Origin of the sequence: Alcanivorax sp. DP30, assembly GCF_009882945.1 — a bacterium.
Taxonomy (GTDB): domain Bacteria; phylum Pseudomonadota; class Gammaproteobacteria; order Pseudomonadales; family Alcanivoracaceae; genus Alcanivorax.
Window position 1 is genome coordinate 222,491 of sequence record NZ_WTUY01000003.1, and the last position, 18,175, is coordinate 240,665.

An 18,175-nucleotide genomic window follows, 5' to 3' on the forward strand; every position below is an offset into this window, starting at 1 on the left:
AAGACACAAGATATAGTGGTCCGCCTTCAGGGCCAGACAAAATACCCGATCAGGGACACAGTTTTCCACGCCATGGTTTCCAGCCATGGCGTTTTGCGTGGTTGATATCAGCCTCGCACCCTACAAAGACAAACAGACAGAACAGCACCACAACGGAGAGGGCACCATGCAAACGGATATGAGTCAGAACCCACAAAACCCCGCCGGGAAAGCAGGCGACGACGCTGGTGAAAACCAGAACATCGCCAACACGGCCCCCGGCCAACTGCGTGTGATCAAGCGCAACGGCAAGGTTGTAAGCTACGATGACGACAAGATCACCGTTGCCATCAGCAAGGCGTTTCTGGCGGTAGAGGGCGGCACTGCTGCAGCCTCTTCCCGTATCCATGAAACCGTGGCCCGTCTTACCGAACAGGTCAGCGCCACCTTCAAGCGCCGCATGCCCTCCGGCGGCACCATTCATATTGAAGAAATCCAGGATCAGGTCGAGCTCGCCCTGATGCGCAATGGCGAACACAAGGTAGCCCGTGACTACGTGCTGTACCGCGACCGCCAGGCCCAGAAGCGCGCCGAGCACGCCAGCCAGTTCCCGGAGCCCACCCACAAGGTGGAAATGTCCGTGACCATGGAAGACGGCAGCAAGGCACCGCTGGACATGGGGCGTCTGGAGCACCTGATCCGCACCGCCTGTGAAGGTCTGGACGACGTCCACGCCGACAAGATCATCACCGAAACCGTGAAGAACCTGTACGACGGCGTGTCCATCAACGACGTCAACACCTCCATGGTAATGACCGCGCGCACCCTCATCGAAGTGGAGCCTAACTACTCGCTGGTTACCGCTCGCCTGCTGATGGACAAAATCCGCGCCGAAGCCCTGCAGTACCTGGGCGTGGCCGAGCGTGCCAACCAGGAAGAAATGAGCGCCCTTTATGGCGATGCCCTGCGCGCCTACATTACCCAGGGCATTGAACTGGAACTGCTGAGCCCGAAACTGGGCGAATACGATCTGGAGAAACTGGGCGCTGCCATGAAAGGCGAGCGCGACCTGCAGTTCTCCTACCTGGGCCTGCAGACCCTGTACGACCGCTACTTCATTCACCACAACGACACCCGCATCGAGCTGCCGCAGTGCTTCTTCATGCGTGTGGCCATGGGGCTGGCCATCGAAGAGGAGAACAAGGAAGAGCGCGCCATCGAGTTCTACAACCTGCTCTCCAGCTTCGACTACATGAGCTCCACCCCGACCCTGTTCAACGCCGGCACCCTGCGTCCGCAGCTGTCCAGCTGCTACCTGACCACCGTGCCCGATGACCTGCACGGCATCTACGGTGCCATCCAGGACAACGCCATGCTGTCCAAGTTTGCCGGCGGCCTGGGCAACGACTGGACCCCGGTACGCGCACTGGGCGCCTACATCAAAGGCACCAATGGTCGCTCACAGGGTGTCGTTCCCTTCCTGAAAGTGGTCAACGATACCGCCGTGGCCGTAAACCAGGGCGGCAAGCGCAAGGGCGCGGTCTGCGCCTACCTGGAAACCTGGCACATGGACATCGAGGAATTCCTCGAGCTGCGCAAGAACACCGGTGATGACCGTCGTCGTACCCACGACATGAACAGCGCCAACTGGATTCCTGACCTGTTCATGAAGCGTGTACTGAATGAAGAGGACTGGACCCTGTTCAGCCCCAACGACACCCCGGATCTTCACGACCTGTACGGTGAAGCCTTCGAGAAAGCCTACCTGGCCTATGAAGAGCAGACCCGTTCCGGCGAACTGAAGCTGTTCAAGCGCATCCCCGCCATCAACCTGTGGCGCAAGATGCTCTCCATGCTGTTCGAAACAGGCCACCCATGGTTCACCTTCAAGGATCCGTGCAACCTGCGCAGCCCGCAGCAGCACGTGGGCGTGGTGCACTCCTCCAACCTGTGCACCGAGATCACCCTGAACACCAACAAGGATGAAATCGCGGTGTGCAACCTGGGCTCCGTGAACCTGGCCCAGCACGTTACCGAAAACGGTCTCGACACCGACAAGCTGCAGCGCACCATCAACACCGCCGTGCGCATGCTGGATAACGTGATCGACATCAACTACTACAGCGTGCCCCAGGCTGAAAACTCCAACATGAAGCACCGTCCGGTTGGGCTTGGCATCATGGGCTTCCAGGATGCGCTGTACCGCCAGGGCATCAGCTATGCCTCTTCCGATGCCGTCGCCTTTGCCGACACGTCCATGGAAGCAGTGAGCTACTACGCCATCCAGGCCTCGGCCAAGCTGGCGGAAGAGCGCGGAGCCTACCAGACCTTCGAAGGCTCCCTGTGGAGCCAGGGCATCCTGCCCATCGATTCCATCGACATTCTGGTCAAGCAGCGGGGCGAAGAATACTGCAAGGTCGACCGCAGCCAGACTCTGGATTGGGACAGCGTGCGTGAACTGGCGAAGAAAGGCATGCGTAACTCCAACGTGATGGCGATTGCGCCCACCGCCACCATCGCCAATATCACCGGGGTTTCACAGTCCATTGAGCCCACGTATCAGAACCTGTACGTGAAATCGAACCTGTCCGGCGAATTCACCGTGGTGAACCCGTATCTGGTACATGCGCTGAAAGAGCGCGGCCTGTGGGACAACGTCATGGTCAACGACCTGAAGTACTACGACGGTTCCGTACAGCCTATCGAGCGCATCCCGGCAGATCTCAAAGAGCAGTTCCGTACCGCCTTTGAAGTGGAGCCGCGCTGGATGGTGGAAGCCGCCAGCCGCCGCCAGAAATGGATCGATCAGGCCCAGTCCCTGAACCTGTACATCGCGGAAGCCAACGGCAAGAAGCTGGACGTGACCTACAAGATGGCCTGGCTGGTGGGTTTGAAGACCACTTATTACCTGCGCGCCATTGGCGCCACCCAGACAGAAAAATCCACCATCACCGATGGCAAACTGAACCGCGTTTCCTCCAAAGCGGAAGAACCGGCAGCGGAATTTTCCCAGGCCGCAGACGTGCCCCAGGCCTGCTCCATCGATGATCCGGATTGCGAAGCCTGCCAATAAGGGCTGCCTGCCAGGTCTTGGGGAACACCCAAGGCCTGTGCTACCGGAAAAGGGTCGGACGTCTGAGGTCGGACGTCTGACGACAGAAGAATAGAAGCGTCCGACGTCAGACCTCCGACGTCAGACCGGCCAAAGAATACGCAAACGGTGATCTACACCACTCACCTTGCAAGAATGGAATGGAGAGAACACATGCTGAGCTGGGACGAATTCAATGCGCAAGAGACGCCTGCCGCCAAGCCGCAACCCAAACCCGCAGCGCCGTCGCAATCTGAGACGGTTTCTGACCAAGCGGCATCTGCACCTCAAGCACCGGCACCGGGAAGTGCAGCGGATGCTGGAAATTCAGGAAGCGATGAGCTGCGAGGACGAACCGACAACGCAGTAAGCGACGCCGTTGAACGCGCCCAGGCCACCGTGGCCAAAATGGACGTGGCAGAAGGGGTTGCCGAACTGGAAGGCACCGCCGGCCGTGTAGAAGTTGACGACAAGCGCATGATCAACTGCCGCGCCGACCTCAACCAGCTGGTGCCGTTCAAGTACGACTGGGCCTGGCAGAAGTATCTGGATGGTTGTGCCAACCACTGGATGCCCCAGGAAGTAAACATGAACGCCGACCTGGCGCTGTGGAAAAAAGCTGACGGCCTCACCGAAGACGAGCGCCGTATCGTCAAGCGTAACCTGGGCTTCTTCTCCACCGCCGATTCACTGGTCGCCAACAACCTGGTGCTGGCCATCTACCGCCTGATCACCAACCCGGAATGCCGCCAGTACATCCTGCGTCAGTCCTTTGAAGAGGCGATCCACACCCACGCCTACCAGTACTGCATCGAATCGTTGGGCATGGATGAAGGCGAGATCTTCAACATGTACCGCGAGATTCCCGCCGTGGCCAAGAAGGCACAGTGGGGCATCCAGTACACCCGCGACCTGTCCGACCCGGAGTTCAAGACCGGCACCGTGGAAACCGACAAGGCGCTGCTGGAAAACCTGATCGCATTCTACTGCGTACTCGAAGGCATCTTCTTCTACTGTGGCTTCACCCAGATCCTGTCCATGGGTCGCCGCAACAAGATGACCGGCGTAGCCGAGCAGTTCCAGTACATCCTGCGTGACGAATCCATGCACGTGAACTTCGGCGTGGACGTGATCAACCAGATCAAACTGGAAAACCCGCACCTGTGGGATCAGGCCATGCGCGACAAGGCCACCCAGATGATCCTGGAAGGCACCGAACTGGAAATCCAGTACGCCCGCGACACCATGCCCCGCGGTGTACTCGGCATGAACGCCGCCATGATGGAAGAGTACCTGCAGTTCATCGCCAACCGCCGCCTCGCCCAGCTGGGCCTGCCGGAGCAGTTTAAAGGCGTGAACAACCCCTTCCCGTGGATGAGCGAAATCATGGACCTGCGCAAAGAGAAGAACTTCTTCGAAACCCGGGTCACCGAATACCAGGTCGGCGGTGCGCTGAGCTGGGATTAAGAAAAGACAGAGAAAACAAAGGGCGCTTCGGCGCCCTTTTATGTTTTACGCATCATGCTTCACGGAACACGCTAAAAACCCCCAAACCGTAAAGGCGTTTTTACCACAGAGGACACTGAGTTCACTGAGGAAAAACATGGGGAAAGTTATGCTCTCTTGAACCTCATCACCCCTTAGCAGGAGCACTACTTCAGGCGCGAAACTCGCCGTAAGAGCATCGCTGGCGGCACGATACCAGCCTTCGAAAACCCCACCACAGCAGAGGACGTAAAGCCCGAAGGGTGAGCCCTGTGGAAGCGTGCCTGCACGCGATAGGGCGAGTGCATCGCCCTGCTTCAGCCCGCTGGCCCGCGGTTTTGAACCGTTCGCGAAAAGCGCCCGACCATCCATCACAAGCGCTCAAACTTTAACCAAATATGGCGATTTCCCGTTTGTTTTACGCCGGTATCGTTGGCAACATGGAAGCGAGCCTGGAAGTTGCAGGTTCAATAACACATCAGGAGGCTTCGCATGAGCGACTACGAGAAAGACGAGTACCTGAGGGACGAGTACCTGCAAGAAGCCGAGGATCTGTTGGAAACCATCGAGCAGGTGGAAGAAACCCTGACCGTGATGTCCAAGGTGGTTGGACAGCTAAAAGAACAGGTGGCCTCTCACCTGGATCACGACACCATCGAAATGAGTGCCGAAGAGTTTCTGGAACAGTGCGAGAACCTGGAAGGCACCTGGCACTGATCCACAGCGGCGCCTGACCGGCGCCCCTGCCACAGGGGCCGCATCGTTGGCCCCCTCCCCCGCTCGTCGCTATTCTGTCATCCCGTCAGGAAAGCGACGAACACCATCGACCCAGACCCCCCGCACCTGGATAGCCTTCCAGTCGGCGATGGATTCACGGGGATCCCGGTCGAGCCAGACCAGATCAGCACGCAGTCCTGGTCGCAATTGCCCGACTTCCTCTTGAACCCCCAGCTGCCTTGCTGCATCCACCGTTACCGCCCGCAATGCCCGCTCTACCGACACCGCCTGCTCAGGGCCAAGCAGCTGGCCGCTGGCAGTTTGCCGGTACACCGCATTCCAGACCAGTTGCAGCGGATAGAAGGGCACCACCGGGGAATCCGCATGCAGGGTAAAAGGTAAACCCGCCTGCTCGGCTTCAGCCAGCGGAGAAATACGCTCGGCACGTTCAGGGCCGAGGAAAATATCCCTGTGGCGATCCCCCCAGTAATACACATGGGTATTGAAGAAGGAGGGAATCACCTGCAGCTCCGCCATGCGCTGCAATTGCTCGCGGGTAGCCATCTGCGCGTGGATCAGCACAGGTCGTTGCTGGATCGCCGGACATTGCGCACGAGCGGCGGCAATGGCATCCAGGCTCAACGTAATGGCCGCGTCCCCATTGGCATGGATAGCCACCTGAATATCCTGGCAATGAAACCGCACCACCTGTTCGTTCAATGCCTTGGCCGACAGGGTCGGAAAGCCCAGGTATTCCTCCGGGTAACTCTCCGGCAGGGAGTGATAAGGCTTACTGAGAAAACCGGTATAGCCTTGCAGGGAACCATCACTGACCAGTTTCACCGGCCCGGAGTAACTGCGCGGCCCGGGCGGCAGAGTCAAATCACCTGCCGTGAGCCGTTGCTGGGACTTGGCATCCGGCCAGACGCTGAGACGCAGCGGCAACAGCCCATAACGCAGCACCGGCCCCAGAGCGCGAATGGAACCTTCATCAGCCAAGCCGTTCTGTGCAAAGGTGATACCCCGGGAAAGATAAAGGTGGGACGCCCGGCGCATCACCCGCAAGCCATCCATCATCGGCAGATTCAAGACTCGGGAGCGAACCGCATTAAAGGCGGTCTCGGCCAGCAGGCCGTTGAGGCGCCCGTCTTCATCACGGCCATAATAGCCGCCCGCCGGATCTTCAATGCCTTCACGTATACCCATGGCCGACAGCCCGGCACTGTTGATTACCGCGAGATGACCGGAAATATGCATCACCAGAACCGGGCGGGTATCACTGACGGAATCCAGCTCCTCCCGGGTAGGAAACCGCTGCTCCCCCACGGTGGTGTCATCAAACCCATAGGCCAGCAAGGTGCCCTCAGGGCGGCGCTGGGCCAGCAATTTCAACCGCTCCAGCAAGGTATCAATGCTGTAAAGGTCACCAATGGGAGGGCTGTTGGCGTCCACGGCGATGGCCGACAGGCCCTCACCGGGGAAATGCCCGTGGGCCTCGATAAAGCCCGGCATCAGGGTGCCACCCTGCAGATCCACGGCAATCACATCACGGCTTACTTCGCCGCGAAGCGTATCCGCATCCCCCAGCGCGATGATCTCTCCGCGCTTGACCAGCATGGCAGAAGCCTGTGGCATCGCCTCGTTCATGGTCAGAATAGTGCCGTTGTAAAATAGCTGCGCGGCCGGAGAAGGAGGGTTGAACCAACGATGCAACCCCGCCAGGGCGGCCGTTACCACAAGAATCAACGCTGTCAGAATGCCAAGCCAGATTTTCATTATTTCTCTCCTCTGGCGCAGACTGTGCACCGACGATCTTTTTCCGGCAATGGGCCATGATCACATTTGTTAATAAAACAGATCACCATTCCCTACGCCCTCCTGCCCCTTTCTCGCGCTATAGTGAAGCCCGGAATGTATATAGGGCACTATATTGAGGCGCTTTTCCTGCACTAATACAGTGAAAAGCAGGCACAACCCTTGCATTAACCGCGTTGAATTTTGAATCCCACATCGTGTGGACGCCTGTTGCAGAGCGACATTCGACAGGTAACAACCGGAGACACAACCCCATGAAAGCATCAGATTTGTTCGTCCGAGCCCTGGAAGCCGAAGGCGTAGAGCACGTCTTCGCCATTCCCGGTGAAGAAAACCTGGACCTTCTGGAGTCCCTGCGCGGCTCCAAGATCAAACTGGTGATTACCCGTCACGAACAAGCCGCCGGCTTTATGGCTTCCACCTATGGTCGACTGACCGGCAAGGCCGGGGTTTGCATGTCCACACTGGGCCCCGGTGCCACCAACTTTGTGACCGCCGCCGCCTATGCCCAGCTAGGCGCCATGCCAATGGTGATGATCACCGGCCAGAAGCCCATCAAGAGCAGCAAGCAGGGCCAATTCCAGATCATCGACGTTGTCGACATGATGCGACCATTGACCAAGTTCACCAAGCAGGTGGTGAGTGGTGATTCCATCCCCACCCGTATTCGCGAAGCGTTCCGCCTGGCTCAGGAAGAGCGTCCCGGTGCCGCCCATCTGGAACTGCCGGAAGATATCGCTCGCGAGCATTCCACCATGCCGGTGACAGAGCCAAGCATGACCCGACGCCCAATTGCCGAAGACAAGGCCATCTGCAAGGCCATCGAAGCCATCCAGGGCGCGCGCAAGCCGTTGCTGCTGGCCGGAGCCGGTGCCAACCGCAAGCTGACCAGCAAGATGCTGCGCCAGTTTGTGGAAAAGCTGGGCATTCCTGTGATCACCACACAGATGGGCAAAGGGGTCGTCGACGAAACCGGTGCACATTTCCTGGGTAACACTGCATTGTCCTCCGGGGATTTTGTTCACCGGGCCATCGACCAGGCAGACCTGATCATCAATGTGGGCCACGACGTGGTGGAAAAACCCCCGTTCTTCATGCGCCCCGGTGGCGCCGAAGTGGTTCATATCAACTTCAACTCAGCCCAGGTCGATCCAGTTTATTTCCCGCAGATTGAAGTAATCGGCGATATTGCCAACAGCCTGTGGCAACTCAAGGAGCGTCTCGAGCCCCAGGAACACTGGAGCTTCTCCGATTTTCACCGTATTCGTGATGCTCTGCAGACCCATATCCGCGAAGGCATCGTGGATGACAGCTTCCCGATTCGCCCGCAGCGTCTGGTGGACGAGATCCGCAAGGTCATGCCGGAAGACGGCATCCTTGCCCTGGACAACGGGATGTACAAAATCTGGTTTGCCCGCAATTACCCGGCCACCAAACCCAACACCGTGTTGCTGGACAACGCCCTGGCCACCATGGGTGCCGGCCTGCCTTCCGGTATGGCCGCGAAGATGGTTTACCCGGACCGTCGTGTCATGGCCATTGCCGGTGACGGCGGCTTCATGATGAACAGCCAGGAGCTGGAAACCGCTGTGCGCCTGAACCTGGATATTGTGGTCCTGATTCTGCGTGATGACGGCTACGGCATGATCAAGTGGAAACAGAGCGACATGGATTTCCAGGACTTCGGACTGGATTTCAACAACCCGAACTTCGTGGACTACGCTCGCTCCTACGGCGCCAATGGCCATCTGGTGGAGTCCACCGCCGGCCTCGCCCCACTGATCGAAGAGTGCTATCAGGCTGGCGGCGTCCATGTCATTGACTGCCCGGTGGACTACCGCGACAACAACCGCATTCTCAATCAGGAAATTCGGGATCTTAGCTCGAAGCTGTGAGCCCAAGCCGAACGGTGACAAGCAGCCTCGCCGTTCGGGTTTTGATTGTAGCGTCGGACGTCTGACGTCCGACGCTTTAAAAAGATAGCCAAAAACCTCATTGGCCCAACCACGCCATCAAGGAACCAACATGCTAAAAGACGCTTACCCCTTCTACCTGGCCAATGAGGCGGTGTTCGCCAACCAGGATCTGGATGTAACCGACAAGTACAGTGGTGAAGTGGCTACCCGTGTCGCGATGGCTGATGCCGCCACCATCGACAAGGCCATTGATGCCGCCGACAAGGCCAGCGCCGCCATGGCCGCATTGGCACCTTACGAGCGTCAGGAGATTCTCTATCACTGCGTAAAGCGCTTTCAGGAACGTTTCGACGAGCTGGCGGAAGCCCTGTGCGTGGAAGCCGGCAAGCCTATCAAAGATGCCCGCGGAGAAGTCACCCGTCTGATCGACACCTTCCGTGTGGCCGCCGAAGAAGCGGTGCGTATTGAAGGCGAAGTGCTGAACCTGGAAATCTCCGCCCGCGCCAAAGGCTACCGTGGCATGGTCAAGCGGGTACCGATTGGTCCCTGCTCCTTTATTTCTCCGTTCAACTTCCCGCTGAATCTGGCCGCCCACAAAGTGGCACCGGCCATCGCCGCCGGTTGCCCCTTCGTGCTCAAGCCGGCCAGCCGTACTCCCATCGGTGCCATCATCATTGGTGAAGTGCTGGCAGAAACCAACCTGCCTAAAGGGGCGTTTTCCATTCTGCCCTGCCACCGCGACGGGGCCGATCTGTTTACTACTGACGAGCGCTTCAAGCTGCTGAGTTTCACCGGCAGCCCGGATGTGGGTTGGGACCTGAAAGCCCGCGCCGGCAAGAAGCCCGTTATTCTGGAACTGGGCGGCAACGCTGCCGTGGTGGTGGATGAAGACGCAGACCTGAACGATGCGGTCGAGCGCATCGTGTTCGGTGCGTTCTATCAGTCCGGCCAGAGTTGCATCGGCGTGCAGCGCATCATGATCCACGATGCGATCTACGATGAGCTGAAAGCGAAGCTGGTAGAAAAAACCGCGTCTCTGAAGATGGGCGATCCCAAAGACGAAGATACCTTTATCGGCCCGGTGATTTCTGAAGGCGAAGCCACCCGCCTGGAAAACTGGATCAACGAAGCGATAGACGCAGGCGCAGGCCTGCTGGTGGGTGGTAAACGTGAAGGCGCCATGCTGGAGGCTACCCTGCTGGAAGATGCGCCCGCAGGCACCAACATTGTGGAAGAAGAAGCCTTTGGCCCGGTGGCGGTGATCAGCCGCTTCAGCGATTTTGATGCGGCCCTTGAGTCAATAAACCAATCCAAGTTCGGTCTTCAGGCCGGAATCTTTACCCGCGATCTGTACAAGGCCCAGAAAGCCTGGGACGTGCTGGAAGTAGGCGGCGTGGTGATCGGCGATGTGCCGAGCTGGCGCGTGGACAACATGCCCTATGGTGGCGTCAAGGATTCCGGTCTCGGCCGCGAAGGCATCCGCTGGGCCATTAATGACATGACAGAAGAGCGCCTGCTGGTGATCCGCACCCCCCAGTAAGATTTATTCAGTCAAGCAGTTAGCTCCCTCCGGACCAGGGAGTGCGGGCCCCTTTTCGCAAGGAAACGGGCCCGCTTTTATTTGTACGGGATACTACATGCAGACAAGCCAGCCTCTGGTATTGCCTTGTGGGGGCTTGCCTGCAAGCGATTCCCCTTCGAACCAGAGTCTATCGTTCACAACCAAAGGTGCAGATCGCCCTACGCAAGAGCGACGCTTGAGTTGCACACCGAGTTCTGCGCAGCAGCCAAAGCAGCCAGCAAGGTACTCGACAGCACCCCCCGCAACCGGCGGCGTGCCCACCGGGAAGCAAGTGCTCCAGGGATGCTCCCGCTGCGACGTTCAGTCCCTCGGTAATCAACCACATGCCAAGCAGGAAAAGCCCCACCCCGCCCAGCACGGCAACTCCATATGCATCGCAATACCGAGTCAGGAAAACACAGGGTGAAAGCCTTCCCCGAGTGACGCCACCGTCACCCGCTTGCCCATGTCACCCAGCCCTTCCGCCAGACTGTCCAGCGCCGCCGCCTCACCATGCACCAACCTGAATTGCGGTTCTCCACCCAGGCTTTTTGCCCAACTCAGCAGTTCATGCCTGCCCGCATGGGCCGAAAAACCACCCAGCGTGTGTAGCTGGGCCTTTACCACATAGCGCTGGCCAAACATGCGGATATGGGTAGCACCATCAATCAGGCGCCTGCCCAACGTGCCCCGAGCCTGATAACCCGTAAAGACAAGATGATTACGTTGTTGCCATAGACGGTGCTTGAGGTGATGGCGGATGCGGCCACCATTACACATGCCACTACCGGCAATGATGATCGCGCCCCTCTCAATGCGGTTGATCTGCATGGACTCTTCCACCGAGGGGGTTGGTGTCAACGCCGGCAAAAAATCTTTCAGGGTGCGGGCGCCAAAGTGGGCCATCACTCTCTGGTCCTGTTCGTCCAGTGCATCCAGCCATTGGTCATACAGCCCCGTCACTTCCAGCGCCATGGGGCTATCCAGAAATACATGCCAGCCTTCCAGCAAGCCGCGGTGATACAGACAGCCCAGATGAAACAACAATTCCTGGGTACGCCCCACAGCAAAGGCCGGCATCATGATTACGCCATCATTGCTGGCCTCTGCAATGATGTCCTCAAGCTCGGTCATGGTGTCTTCCTGGCTACGGTGATCCCGGTCACCGTAGGTGCTTTCCATTAATGCAAGATCCGCTTTTTCCGGAACCTCCGGAGAACGCATCAACACCCGTTCACTGGCACCCAGGTCACCGGAGAACACCAGAATGCGATCGGGCTCACCGGCGATGGTCAGCTCGACGATGGCAGATCCCAGAATGTGCCCGGCATCAAGAAAGCGGAGAAGCACACCAGAAAAAACCGCTTCACTCTGGTGATACTCCAGGGGTTGGCATTGCTCAAGCACCTGGCGCACATGCTCAAAGGTGTAGCGTGGTTTGAGGGCGGCCCTGCCCGCACGCTTGCGCCGCAGGTTGCTGTGTTCCAGATCGCGCTGATACAGGTTGGCGGCATCTTCCAGCATGATGGCCAACAAGTTAAGGGTCGGCCCGGTGCAATAGATCGGCCCGACAAAGCCCTCCGCCGCCAGTAGCGGCAACAAGCCACAGTGATCCAAATGCGCGTGGGAAAGCACCACCGCATCTATTTGACGGGGCGTAAAATCAAACTTTTCGTCCTGCAGACGCTTTACCGCATCACCGCCCTGATGCATGCCGCAATCCAGCAGCAATTGCTTGCCGTGTACTTCTACACGGTGACAGGAACCTGTCACCTCTCTCGCCGCCCCATGCGAGGTGATGGTCAATCCTCCGCCATTGTTCTGTTCCATAGTCATCCCTGCAGTTGCAGATTTCAGAGCATCGAAAACGAAAACCCAACTTTCTTATAACGCAAATCTGCGAGCATGACTGCGTTCAGATCAATGCTTTTGCCACTTCTCTGCCACTCCCGACAATTCCGCTGCGCGTCGCCGTGCCCTCACTCTAATCCCGGGAGCAAAACGGTCCTCTCCATCATTGCCGGCTATCCTTTATGGACCACCACTCGCTCTCCGGCACAGCCCCTCATCCGTTTCAGCATCACGTCTATCCCCAAGGCATGGCGCCTCCAAAAGCCAGCAGCTTAATCTCAATAGACCATAGGATGGAGGACAGGCAATGATCATCACCATGAACGAGATGCTGAACGCGCTGGCCACCTTGCTGGGCGGCAACCGCTACAACCACTATCTGGAAACACGCCACCCCGCTCCGGTACCGATACACGCTGAGCGCCCTGGCCATCCAGAGCATCATTAGGCAGGCACATCGCGTATTTCTGGCATCTTTGCTGTGCCACCACAGCTCCTGAAGTGGAAATTCAATGACATGGAACCGCGTACCTGCGTTTCCATGCCCCTCAGCGGGAGAGGTAATTCGCTCACTACGTGCTCTCCAAGCGAAGCGTCCATCCGTTTTCGCTGCGACAGCACTGTCCCTACAGAGAATCGCAACCGCTCAATAATGGAAAAAAGCGCATACTGAATGCCAGTTTGAACGCAGTCTGGCTTCCCGCCTCCCCCCGGAACCGGCAAATTACAGATGAAGCAATGATTTCACCTGACCCTTCAAACACCGTCTATCCCGAAAAATAGCCGCTCACACCAAAATGAACGCCATTCATCTCCTTTTTACACAGTCTTAACCTAACAAGATTTACGCAGAAACAACCTGCACGTATCTTCCCAATCGAGATTGAAACTGTGACCAAATTCACATTATTGCATTACCCTATGGCTTGTCCCGGAGAAACAACGATGAAAAAACTGATCCCGCTGGCAGTGCTTGTGTCCGCCCCGATGCTGGGCTCTGCGGCAACCCTGACCGACAGCTTTCAAGTGCTGCTCAACCTGCAATCTTCCTGCACCCTGGATAGCACCACTGATCTGAACTTTAATGACCAGACCGACGCTGACGTGATTGCTGGCGGCATCGACGCCGACAACACCGTGACCGTTACCTGTTCCGATGGCGCTGATTTCACCATCAATCTGAGCGACGGCGCCAACTTCGGCAACGGCCCGGTCGGCACCGAGCGCGCCATGAAATCCGGCAACAGCTCCTACGTCAGCTATGAGCTGTACTCTGATTCTGGCAGAACCACTGCCTGGACCAGCGCCGACAACGTTGCCTTCGACGGCACCGGTGCAAACCAGGACATCCCGATCTACGGCCGCATTCCGGCACAAACGCCAACCATCGATGCAGCGGACGACTTCAACGCCACAGGCCTGTCCCTCAGCGACACCGTGACAGTAACCCTGACTTACTGATCACCACCTTCCTCGTTGCCCCCCAGGCAACGGGGCTTCCAGGAAAGGACATCCGTGAAGCACTGTGATGACGACAAGTACTGTCGCTATTTTACAGCCAGCCGTTTCCTCGTGGCCCTGGTGGCCACGGGGACGGTGTCGTTTCACGCGACAGCCCATGCAGAGTCGGCAACGCGACAGATCGCATCCAGCGATGTACAGATTGTCAGTCTGGACAATCAGTTATCGCAGTCCGATGTTGCCCGGTTACGTGCCCAGGCCAGAGGTCAGGGCGGCAATGCCTACATTGCCTACCCGCAGCTTATTCTTAATGGTCGCCCCACCGCCCATATGCTGCCTGTCCAGGTTTACGGTGAAGAGCTGGCGATCGACACCCATGAGTTGGTTAGTCAGGGGGTCAGTTTCCCCGACAGCGTCAGCAAGGAACAGTGGCAGACTCTCAGCCAATTGGACATTGCCGGCCGCTACGACAACAACGCCCAGCAGATCAACCTGATTGTTCCCGCGGAATGGCTGCCCCACCAAGCCATTAAGGCAGGTTTTGACCGGGATACGACCCCGGTACAACGCGGCCAGGGCATACTGATCAATTATGATGCCTACAGCACCTGGCTGGATAATGGTGACCAGGCCACTTCCGCCAGTCATGAACTACGTGCTTTTGACGACTGGGGCATTGCCAGTACCAGCGGTGTGGTTCGCTGGAATGACAATGCGCAAGAGGATGGCCGCTATATCCGCCTGGACAGCTACTGGCGCTATACCGACCCGGAGCGCATGCAGACCTGGATGGCCGGGGACACCATCAGTGGCGCCCTTAACTGGTCACCCTCCATCAGGATGGCGGGGCTGCAACTTTCAAGAAATTTTGCTTCTCGCCCTGACCTGATCACCTTCCCGCTGCCGCAAATCAGTGGTTCAGCCACCCTGCCATCGGCACTGGAAGTGTTCGTTAACGACTTGCGGCTCGCCGACCAATCGGTACAGCCCGGCCCATTTGTACTGGAAACTGCACCCAGAGTCACAGGGCTGGGTGAAGTTCAGGTGGTGACCACAGATACCCTTGGCAGACAAGTCACCCAGACGGTTCCCTTCTATGTCAGCCCCAAGTTGCTGCGTGAGGGCTACTGGGATTATTCGGCCACTCTTGGTGCGCCAAGGCGATTCTACGGACAGCGCTCAAACAACTACGACAACTTCTCAGTGGCCACAGGTGTTGCCCGCTACGGATTCAGCGATACCCTGACTCTCGAAGGCACTCTGAACGCCAGTGAAACCCTGCTCAATACCGGTGCCGGCATCGTTATCAGCCCTGGCCTTGTGGGGGTCTCCAACCTTGCCATCGCCCATGGCAGCAATGAAGGCGACAAGGGAACACAATGGGTCGTCGGCCATGAATTCCGTACCCGGCGTTATGGTGTCAGCGCCCAATACACCGAGCGCACCCGCGGCTATCGCGATCTGTCCAATTCCATCGATATCAGGCTACCCGTAAAAAGCAGCACTCAGGTCAATGGCAGTATCAGTTTTGGCAGGCAGGGCAACTTCAACATCAGCTATCTGGATACCCGCCTGTTTCAGGGAGAAAACAGTCAGTTCCTGGTGATTGGTCACAACCGCACCCTCTGGCAACAGCTATCTCTCACGTTCAGCGTCAACCAGAATTTGCAAGATTCCGATGACAGAACCTGGCTCGCCGGCTTTAACTACCGATTTGAAAAACCCAGTGACCGCCCCATCCAGGCGGGCGCACGCATCAACCACAACGAAAAAACTGATGACACCGAAACCCTGCTCACCATGCGGCAGCATGTCCGTGACTTCTGGGACCTTGGCTGGGATCTGGCCTATAGCCCGGATGCCGATGGCACTCGCCAGGCCCGCGGCCGCTGGTGGACGCCCTATGGTGACATCCAGGCTGGCATTTACGGCCAGGCTGGCGAAACCAACAGTTTCGCAAGTCTGAGTGGTTCAGTGGTATCGAACTATGAGGCCGTATATGCCGCCAACACCATGAATAACAGCTTTGCCATTATTGATGCCGGGGGCTATGCCAACGTACCTGTGCGTCAGTCCAACCGTCTGATAGGCAAGACTAACCACAGGGGAACACTGCTGCTGCCTGATCTGATTCCCTTCACGGAAAACCAACTTTCCATCGACATTGATGACTTGCCAATCGATGCACAAAGTGGAGCCAGAACGCTGATACTCAAACCGTCTGAATTGACCGGCGTCACGGCCAGGTTTGAAATTTCCCAGCAGAACAGTGCTGTCATAGTGATTCATGACCCGCAAGGCAATGCCATTCCTGCCGGTGCGCGCGTCCTGATGCCCGACGCGGACGCCACCGTTGTCGGCTATGATGGTGAGGCATTCCTGCAGGGAATTGTTGAAGGGCAAAACGAGATTGGCATTATCAGTAACGGTAAACTTTGTACCGTGGTATTCGACTTCTCCGCAAACCCGGGTAGCCTGCCCCGACTGGGCCCTTACCAGTGTTTGCCACCGTCGGCGCAACGATAACAGGATTAGGCATCATGAAGCATTTCGTCAGGGCACTATTGATTACTTCGCTCACGTTGCTGTCCCTCGTCGCCTGGTGCGGCCAGCTGACCGTGTCGCCACTGAGCATGACAATGGCCCCCACCCAGAACAATGCAACCTACAAGCTCAAGAACGGTTCCTCCATTGAAGGGTTTTATCAAATCCAGCTTTTCGCCTGGGAACAGGGAGACGATGGAGAAAGCCGCTTACTGCAACAGGACGACCTGATCATCACTCCTCCGGTGACACTCATTCCGGCCAATGGAGAGCAACTGGTCAGAGTGATCCAGAAAGACCCACAGCCCTCCGATATTGAGAAGAGCTATCGCCTGGTCATCAGCGAAGTCCCGGACACTGAATCCGATCAAGGTGCCAACCTCAAGGTTCTGCTGCGCATGTCCTTGCCGTTGTTTGTTGGCACACCGGAACTGAGCCACACACTTTCGGCTTTTTTCCAGGATGGAGCCCTGCGCATACGCAACACAGGAACCGCTCACGCGCGACTATCGGATGCCTACTGGCAAGCCCGTAACCAGAACAGGAAGTTTGTTATCAAAGAGGGGCTTGTGGGCTATGTGTTGCCAGGCAGGGAATTACTCATCCCTATGAAGACGCCCCCTGCAGAGGGCTCCGTTGCGTTTTTTACGGCATCAATCAACGGCACCCCACTAACCCTGCTGGTAGAGGGTAGTCCGAGATGAAACGCTTACTCTTCCTCTTTATCCTTGTTGTATCACCGCTAACGCAGGTGAAAGCGCTGCAATGCAGCATTGATAATTCGCCAATTCTGGACTTTGGAAGTAAAGACCCTTTTGTGGGGGGCAATGTTACCGCCAATACGTCCATCCAGTGGTCTTGCTCAAGGGGTGTGTTCGAGGGAGGGTTCTTTGGATTCAATTTCACTATGTGCATCAATGTGGCAGCGGACGGCAACGGGGGGGTGTTCCCTCGCAACATGACGCCAACCAACCCCGGTCCTTCCATTCCCTTTAATGTTCACCCTTCTCCAGCGGGTAGCACCGTGATACAGCCAACCTTGAACGCGATCGCTGTACCCGTTAGCTTCGGTTTCCTTGAGACTCAAGATAGTGGCACGGCGACAGCCTTTGGCATTGCCCCCGGCCCCATGCCCAGCACGGTGCTGGCCGAAGTCCATAATGCCAGCATGGTTAACTCACAGATCAGAGGCGTCAACGTCGGCCAATCCTGCAACACCGCCAGCACACTGCTTGGCAGCTACACACTGGATGCCACCATAGAAATCCCTGATCAATGCCGTATTACCGCCAATGACCTGGATTTCGGCACCCAAAGCGCCCCCCTGGCGCAAACTGACAGTGAAACCTTTATTGATGTGCGCTGCACCAATGCCAGCCCGTTCACGGTTGGATTGAGCAACGGGCAGAACCCCTCTGGCGGCTCAAGGAGAATGAGTGACGGCAGTAATTTCGTCAGCTACGGTCTGTTTCAGGACGCAGCAAGAAGCCAGGAATGGGATAGCACATCCAACCGGCAAGCCGGCAGCGGTCTAGGCACAGGCAGCAGTATCATGATGACTGTGTTCGGTCGCATCCCCGCTGACCCTACCGCAGTTCAGGGCTCTTACTCAGATACGGTGACCGTGGATATTGTTTTTTAACCCTTAGCACCAAGGTCCCCTCGCCTCCTGCGCCTGCGGCAAGCATGGCGCATGAAACCCTGGATGCTTATGTCGGCTCCGGCGATTTTTTGACATTCCCATTACGTACAAGC

At 57.4% G+C, this 18,175-nt stretch carries 12 protein-coding genes; 10 read left to right on the top strand and 2 right to left on the bottom strand.

The window, feature by feature from the left end:
• The first annotated feature begins 166 nt into the window (after positions 1-166).
• From GQF00_RS05455 to GQF00_RS05465, 3 genes are all read left to right on the top strand, one after another.
• Complete coding sequence (locus GQF00_RS05455; RefSeq protein ID WP_161318151.1) at positions 167-3,052, top strand: ribonucleoside-diphosphate reductase subunit alpha; 2,886 nt, start codon at positions 167-169, stop codon at positions 3,050-3,052.
• 192 nt (positions 3,053-3,244) lie between these two features.
• A complete protein-coding gene (locus GQF00_RS05460; RefSeq protein WP_161318152.1) occupies positions 3,245-4,537 on the top strand; it encodes a ribonucleotide-diphosphate reductase subunit beta in 1,293 nt (430 codons plus the stop codon).
• 510 nt (positions 4,538-5,047) lie between these two features.
• A complete protein-coding gene (locus GQF00_RS05465) occupies positions 5,048-5,272 on the top strand; it encodes a hypothetical protein (protein ID WP_161318153.1) in 225 nt (74 codons plus the stop codon).
• A 69-nt stretch (positions 5,273-5,341) separates the two neighbouring features.
• Here GQF00_RS05465 and GQF00_RS05470 read toward each other — a convergent pair whose 3' ends face one another.
• Positions 5,342-7,048 (bottom strand): amidohydrolase, encoded by a 1,707-nt coding sequence (locus tag GQF00_RS05470; protein ID WP_202560395.1) that lies wholly within the window; start codon positions 7,046-7,048, stop codon positions 5,342-5,344.
• Between the two features lie 293 nt (positions 7,049-7,341).
• Between GQF00_RS05470 and GQF00_RS05475 the strand changes: the two genes are divergently transcribed.
• Positions 7,342-8,982: an acetolactate synthase large subunit gene (locus GQF00_RS05475; protein ID WP_161318154.1), complete on the top strand. Its 1,641-nt coding sequence runs from the start codon at positions 7,342-7,344 to the stop codon at positions 8,980-8,982.
• Between the two features lie 130 nt (positions 8,983-9,112).
• The gene (locus GQF00_RS05480; protein WP_161318155.1) at positions 9,113-10,543 is read left to right on the top strand and encodes an aldehyde dehydrogenase family protein; all 1,431 of its coding nucleotides are present in this window, start codon (positions 9,113-9,115) and stop codon (positions 10,541-10,543) included.
• 429 nt (positions 10,544-10,972) lie between these two features.
• Here GQF00_RS05480 and GQF00_RS05485 read toward each other — a convergent pair whose 3' ends face one another.
• Positions 10,973-12,394 (bottom strand): MBL fold metallo-hydrolase RNA specificity domain-containing protein, encoded by a 1,422-nt coding sequence (locus GQF00_RS05485; RefSeq protein WP_161318156.1) that lies wholly within the window; start codon positions 12,392-12,394, stop codon positions 10,973-10,975.
• A 328-nt stretch (positions 12,395-12,722) separates the two neighbouring features.
• On the opposite strand from GQF00_RS05485, the gene GQF00_RS05490 reads away from it, so the two are divergent.
• From GQF00_RS05490 to GQF00_RS05510, 5 genes are all read left to right on the top strand, one after another.
• Positions 12,723-12,863 carry a hypothetical protein gene (locus tag GQF00_RS05490; RefSeq protein WP_161318157.1) on the top strand — a complete coding sequence of 47 codons (141 nt, stop codon included), beginning with the start codon at positions 12,723-12,725 and terminating at the stop codon, positions 12,861-12,863.
• Between the two features lie 497 nt (positions 12,864-13,360).
• On the top strand, positions 13,361-13,876 hold the full coding sequence (locus GQF00_RS05495; RefSeq protein WP_161318158.1) for a spore coat U domain-containing protein: 516 nt from the start codon (positions 13,361-13,363) through the stop codon (positions 13,874-13,876).
• A gap of 54 nt (positions 13,877-13,930) precedes the next feature.
• Complete coding sequence (locus tag GQF00_RS05500; protein ID WP_161318159.1) at positions 13,931-16,402, top strand: fimbria/pilus outer membrane usher protein; 2,472 nt, start codon at positions 13,931-13,933, stop codon at positions 16,400-16,402.
• A gap of 14 nt (positions 16,403-16,416) precedes the next feature.
• On the top strand, positions 16,417-17,124 hold the full coding sequence (locus GQF00_RS05505; RefSeq protein ID WP_161318160.1) for a molecular chaperone: 708 nt from the start codon (positions 16,417-16,419) through the stop codon (positions 17,122-17,124).
• Positions 17,121-18,062, top strand: a complete 942-nt coding sequence (locus tag GQF00_RS05510) for a spore coat U domain-containing protein (protein WP_161318161.1) — start codon at positions 17,121-17,123, stop codon at positions 18,060-18,062. Before GQF00_RS05505 ends, GQF00_RS05510 begins: the two co-directional genes overlap by 4 nt.
• Positions 18,063-18,175: the final 113 nt, after the last annotated feature.

Bases quoted from the DNA above. Each gene is read 5' to 3' on its own strand.
- GQF00_RS05455 (WP_161318151.1), top strand. From the start codon at position 167: ATGCAAACGGATATGAGTCAGAACCCACAAAACCCCGCCGGGAAAGCA.
- GQF00_RS05460 (WP_161318152.1), top strand. From the start codon at position 3,245: ATGCTGAGCTGGGACGAATTCAATGCGCAAGAGACGCCTGCCGCCAAG.
- GQF00_RS05465 (WP_161318153.1), top strand. From the start codon at position 5,048: ATGAGCGACTACGAGAAAGACGAGTACCTGAGGGACGAGTACCTGCAA.
- GQF00_RS05470 (WP_202560395.1), bottom strand. From the start codon at position 7,048: ATGAAAATCTGGCTTGGCATTCTGACAGCGTTGATTCTTGTGGTAACG.
- GQF00_RS05475 (WP_161318154.1), top strand. From the start codon at position 7,342: ATGAAAGCATCAGATTTGTTCGTCCGAGCCCTGGAAGCCGAAGGCGTA.
- GQF00_RS05480 (WP_161318155.1), top strand. From the start codon at position 9,113: ATGCTAAAAGACGCTTACCCCTTCTACCTGGCCAATGAGGCGGTGTTC.
- GQF00_RS05485 (WP_161318156.1), bottom strand. From the start codon at position 12,394: ATGGAACAGAACAATGGCGGAGGATTGACCATCACCTCGCATGGGGCG.
- GQF00_RS05490 (WP_161318157.1), top strand. From the start codon at position 12,723: ATGATCATCACCATGAACGAGATGCTGAACGCGCTGGCCACCTTGCTG.
- GQF00_RS05495 (WP_161318158.1), top strand. From the start codon at position 13,361: ATGAAAAAACTGATCCCGCTGGCAGTGCTTGTGTCCGCCCCGATGCTG.
- GQF00_RS05505 (WP_161318160.1), top strand. From the start codon at position 16,417: ATGAAGCATTTCGTCAGGGCACTATTGATTACTTCGCTCACGTTGCTG.
- GQF00_RS05510 (WP_161318161.1), top strand. From the start codon at position 17,121: ATGAAACGCTTACTCTTCCTCTTTATCCTTGTTGTATCACCGCTAACG.